The organism is Candidatus Obscuribacterales bacterium (assembly GCA_036703605.1).
GTDB lineage: Bacteria > Cyanobacteriota > Cyanobacteriia > RECH01 > RECH01 > RECH01.
Genome location: DATNRH010000872.1, coordinates 1 through 4,551, shown reverse-complemented (window position 1 = coordinate 4,551; position 4,551 = coordinate 1). Strand labels below are relative to the sequence as shown.

The 4,551-nt window shown below is 54.2% G+C and carries 4 protein-coding genes; 2 read left to right on the top strand and 2 right to left on the bottom strand.

Features of this window, described 5'->3' with window-relative positions; genetic code table 11:
• Nucleotides 1–79: 79 nt before the first annotated feature.
• Nucleotides 80–1,060 carry a J domain-containing protein gene (locus V6D20_18005; GenBank protein HEY9817676.1) on the bottom strand — a complete coding sequence of 327 codons (981 nt, stop codon included), beginning with the start codon at nucleotides 1,058–1,060 and terminating at the stop codon, nucleotides 80–82.
• 259 nt (nucleotides 1,061–1,319) lie between these two features.
• Between V6D20_18005 and V6D20_18000 the strand changes: the two genes are divergently transcribed.
• Nucleotides 1,320–1,898, top strand: coding sequence for a thioredoxin family protein (locus V6D20_18000; protein ID HEY9817675.1), 579 nt, complete (start codon nucleotides 1,320–1,322; stop codon nucleotides 1,896–1,898).
• A gap of 146 nt (nucleotides 1,899–2,044) precedes the next feature.
• On the opposite strand, the gene V6D20_17995 is transcribed toward V6D20_18000, so the two are convergent.
• Complete coding sequence (locus V6D20_17995; GenBank protein HEY9817674.1) at nucleotides 2,045–2,932, bottom strand: alpha/beta fold hydrolase; 888 nt, start codon at nucleotides 2,930–2,932, stop codon at nucleotides 2,045–2,047.
• Between the two features lie 156 nt (nucleotides 2,933–3,088).
• Here V6D20_17995 and V6D20_17990 point away from each other — a divergent pair, with 156 nt between their 5' ends.
• Nucleotides 3,089–4,507 (top strand): hypothetical protein, encoded by a 1,419-nt coding sequence (locus tag V6D20_17990; GenBank protein ID HEY9817673.1) that lies wholly within the window; start codon nucleotides 3,089–3,091, stop codon nucleotides 4,505–4,507.
• Nucleotides 4,508–4,551 lie beyond the last annotated feature (44 nt).

Sequence of the window (4,551 nt, the reverse complement as noted above, 5' to 3'; positions counted from 1 at the left end):
CCCCTCTCCCAGAACGGGAGAGGGGCTTTGAAAAGAACTACACCTAGCTCCCCTCAACATTCCGTGATAGGGGACTTGATTATAGACTTACTTGCGTGAGACCTTGGCGTGGATTGCTGCCTCGGTGGTCACGCAATTTTTCGTAGCATTCTCGCTCCACGTCCGTGAGAGTTTTGGGAACAGCGATCGCCACCCGTACCAGTTGATCGGTACGGCCACCCTTAGGCTTCGGCCAGCCCTTGCCTCGCAGGCGGAGGGTCTGCCCCGAGCGAATGCCTGGGGGAATATTCACGGTGACCATCCCATCCGGCGTCGGTACATCCACCGCCGCGCCTAACGCTGCTTCATCCGGGGCGATCGGTACTTCACAAACAAGATTCTCGCCCTCAAACTGGAAGAAGGCGTGGGGCTGGAGTTCCACATTGAGATATAAGTCTCCAGCTTGCTGAGTGTAGGGATTGGGCGACCCCTTTCCCCTTACCCGGATGCGCTTACCCGTGGTGACACCGGCTGGAATCTTGACTCGGATTTCGTCCTGCCCTATTCTCAAACGTTTCTGGACACCGTGAAAGGCCTCCGACAAGCTGAGGCTTAGCGCTACGTCTACATCACCGCCACTGACCGATGAAGGATCAGTAAATCCGGAAAAGTCGCCAAAACCTGGGCCTCCGGGTGGACGGCTGTAGGTGCGCTGTCCGCCTCGGGGGGCTGCGCCGCCAAACCGACCCAGGAGTTCGTTGATAAATTCGTCAAAGCTGCCGTACTGGCTGAAATCAAAACCACCAAAGTCAACTGGATTGCCGCCGCCTGGCCAAGCCTGATCGGCCTGCTTCCAATATTGACCAAACTGGTCATATTTCTTGCGCTTATCCGGATCGGACAGAATCTCGTAGGCTTCGTTGATTTCCTTGAACCGCGCCTCAGCCACCTGATCACCTGGATTGAGATCAGGGTGAAATTTGCGAGCCAGCTTGCGAAACGCTTGTTTCACGTCATCATGACTCGCCGATTTACTGACTCCCAAGATGGCGTAGTAGTCTCTGAAATCAGTCGCAGCCATTGATACGTTCTCCTTACTGGATATGCACGGTACACAGGATTTGCAATTCTGATGCTGATTCTAGGGTAACAGGCAAAAGATTGGTAACAGTTCGGTTATTGCTGAGGAAGCGATCGCAATTTCCACACTGGAGCATCTGATGGGCAGCCAGATGGAGGATGGGTTTGGGCCCGAAGTCCCGCTAAAATCCCGTTAAAATACACAGTGGGGCGAGGTTCATGGAAGAGCGATCGCCCCTGTGAATAACCCCAAGGAGAGGATGATGGCTCGAACAGCTTCCACCATGTTAGATCTGGGCACCCTCGCCCCAGATTTTCAACTCCCCGATGTGGTCACGGGCGAAACAGTCTCGCTGTCTACGTTTGCGGGCAAGAGCGGCTTATTAGTGATGTTCATCTGTCGCCACTGCCCCTTCGTGAAGCATGTGCAGCAGCAGCTAGCCGCGATCGGTCATGACTACCTGCCCAAGGGGCTGGGGATTGTGGCGATCAGCGCTAATGACGCGGTGAACTATCCCGATGATGCGCCGGAGAGCCTCAAAGCCATGGTGAGTGAAGTGGGCTTTGCGTTTCCCCTTTGTTTTGATGAAACCCAAGCAACTGCCAAGGCCTACACCGCCGCCTGCACCCCTGACTTTTTTCTCTTCGATGGCGATCGCGCCTTAGTCTATCGTGGGCAGCTTGATGACAGCCGACCGGGGAATGATCAGCCGGTAGATGGGCATAGTCTGCGGGCCGCGATCGAGGCGGTGTTGGCCGGTCAGCCCGTAGATGCCGACCAACGTCCTAGCATCGGCTGCAATATTAAATGGAAGCCAGGTACTGCTCCGCAGTCCTAAGATCCGCTCCCGAGCCTGAGGCCATGGACTGAGTCAAACAGATCGCGGAACGGTAACGAACGATAGGAAAGCGATCGCCCCTGAACCACCAGCCTGCATTGTGGTAGGAACTAGGGTAGGAACAGAGGAAGCGATCGCCCTACGAATCACACTGCCAGCGCCAACACCCAGTCCTTTAGCAGCGCATTCACCTGCTCCGGCACTTCATCATGGGGACAGTGGCCCGCCTGGAGATAGTGCTCCGTCAGATGGGGGTAGTATTGCTTAAACTTGGCGCTGCGCTCTCGGGTGTTCATCCAAGGGTCGCCCTCGCCCCACAGCATTAGCAACGGACAGGCTAGCTGCTGGAGCAACACATCCACTTTTTCGCCCTGGGGCGACTTAAAGATGGAGGCAAACACCTGAGCTGCACCGCGATCGCAGGAGGGACGATAGATGTCTTCCACCAGTTGATCGGTGACGGCTGTTTTGTCTAAATAGACTTTCTCCAAGGTTTTACGAATCGTCGATCGCCGTCGGCTGTATTGAAACAGCAGGTAGCTGGGCACTGGTTGTAGTAAGACCGATTGAATTGTTTGCCGAATGGCCCTGCCCAGGGTGGGCTTGGCTGACGTCGGTGTGCTGCTGGTAAACGGCCCGGCGCTGTTGAGCAAGACCAGACCCTGCACGGCGTCGGATCGCTGGGCCGCTACGCAGAGACAGGCATAGCCGCCCAAGGAATTGCCCGCCACCACCGCCGGGGCTTGAATCACCTCGGTGATGAAGTCGTAGAGCTGATCGCGCCAGAGATCGCCGCTGTACTGCATCTCCGGTTTTGCCGATCGCCCAAATCCCAGCAGGTCAATAGCCCAAACCTCAAAATCTTGCTGCAGTTCCGCCACGTTCTTCCGCCAGTGGTCGGTGGAGGCTCCAAACCCATGGACGAGCAACAGCGGTGGGCGCTGTCCCTGCCGTTGCCCAGCTTTCACGTAGTAAATAGACTGATCACGCCACTGCCAGACATGCCCAGAAACCGGAGTCAGGATAGATTGCATAGGTTTGGCGAAAGATTACGATTTGTTACATTACTTTCATCATCGTAACCCAGGTTTCTGTCGGAAGGGAGGTCTCAGGAGGGAGAGGAATCTTTTACACTGAGCAGGGGGGTTAGTTTTACGGAACCCTCGCTGTATTGTCCCATTTACATTGCCATGGCTTTATCTCGACCGGCTCGCAAGCGTAGCTTACATAAAAATTTCTGGTTTGAGCGAGGCATGGCGATGCTCGCCTTAGTCAACTTGGGGCTCCTGGTTTTTGATCTCAGCTATGTCCCCTTCCGTGATTTCTACCTGCGAAATTTTCCAGAATTTACGGCTACCTATGGTGAGCAGTTTAAGGGTATGGAACCTCACCGGGCCACCGCCGCCTATCTAGAAGCCGTGGCAGAGCTAGAGGCCCAGGTCGCCAATCAAGGGCTTTCATCCGACCGAGCTGGGGATCTGCTGGAGGAGCTGCGCATCCTCAGTGATGAGATGATCGACGAAAATCCCTTTGCGATCGCCAATAAATCGGGCACCTTAGAACGCATCAAAAACCGGATGCGCGATCGCACCGACAACGATTCAGCCAAGCAGGCGTTTAACGAATTTTGGACGGTCACCTACCTCAGTGAAGCTGGGTGGGCCGACTCCATGCGCTTTTTCCGCGAGGATATTGCGCCGTTAATTGCCACCAATTACTTTCGCGGGATTGGTGAAGATGGACGACCTACGGACAATTTTTGGTTGATCGATCGCTGGTTTATTGGCGTGCTGGGGCTAGAGTTTTTGCTGCGCACCATTTACCTCAGCCGTCGCTATAACGGCACCAACTGGCTAGATGCCGTCATTTGGCGCTGGTATGACTTGCTGTTTTTTATCCCGTTTTGGCGGTGGTTGCGGGTTATCCCGGTGACCGTGCGTTTGGGGCAAGCCAAGCTCGTTAATCTTGCCTTTGTGAGTAACCGCATTCGCCGCGCCTTAGTGACCCACTTCGCGATTGAGCTAACGGAAGTGGTCATTATTCGCGCCATCGATCAGGTCAAGAATCTGATTCAGGGTGGAGATGTTCGTCAGTTCCTGCTGCGATCGGGTAGCAGCACCCAAAGCTATATCAACCTCAACGGTATCAATGAAATAGAGGTGATCTCCCAGCGGATTTCTGCCTTGATGCTGGATCATGTCTTGCCCCAGGTGAAGCCCGATCTAGATGCGCTCTTGTGCCATAGTGTGAACTCTGCTTTGCAGGGAACACCGGTTTACCAAGGTCTGCTCAATGTGCCCAATTTTGAACGCAGTTCTGATCAGCTGATCAATACTCTTGTTAGTCAGTTCTCCAGCCAATTTTATGGCGTTCTTAAGGGAATGCTGGAAGATGAGAAAGGAGCAGCCCTGACCCAAAAAGTGCTGGAAAGCCTTGGAAAAGCTAGCCGCCAAGAAGCCATTACCCAAGAAGCCACGGTGAAAGAAATTGAATCACTCCTGAGCATCTTCTTGGAAGAGGTGAAGGTGAATTATGTGAAGCGCCTCTCGGAGGAAGATCTAGAAGCCTTACAAGCAGAGGCCCAAGACACCTTTTATGAGCTGGTGTAGTTGCTCTAGCGTCCCAGAAGGTTGGGGATACCGTTACATCCACC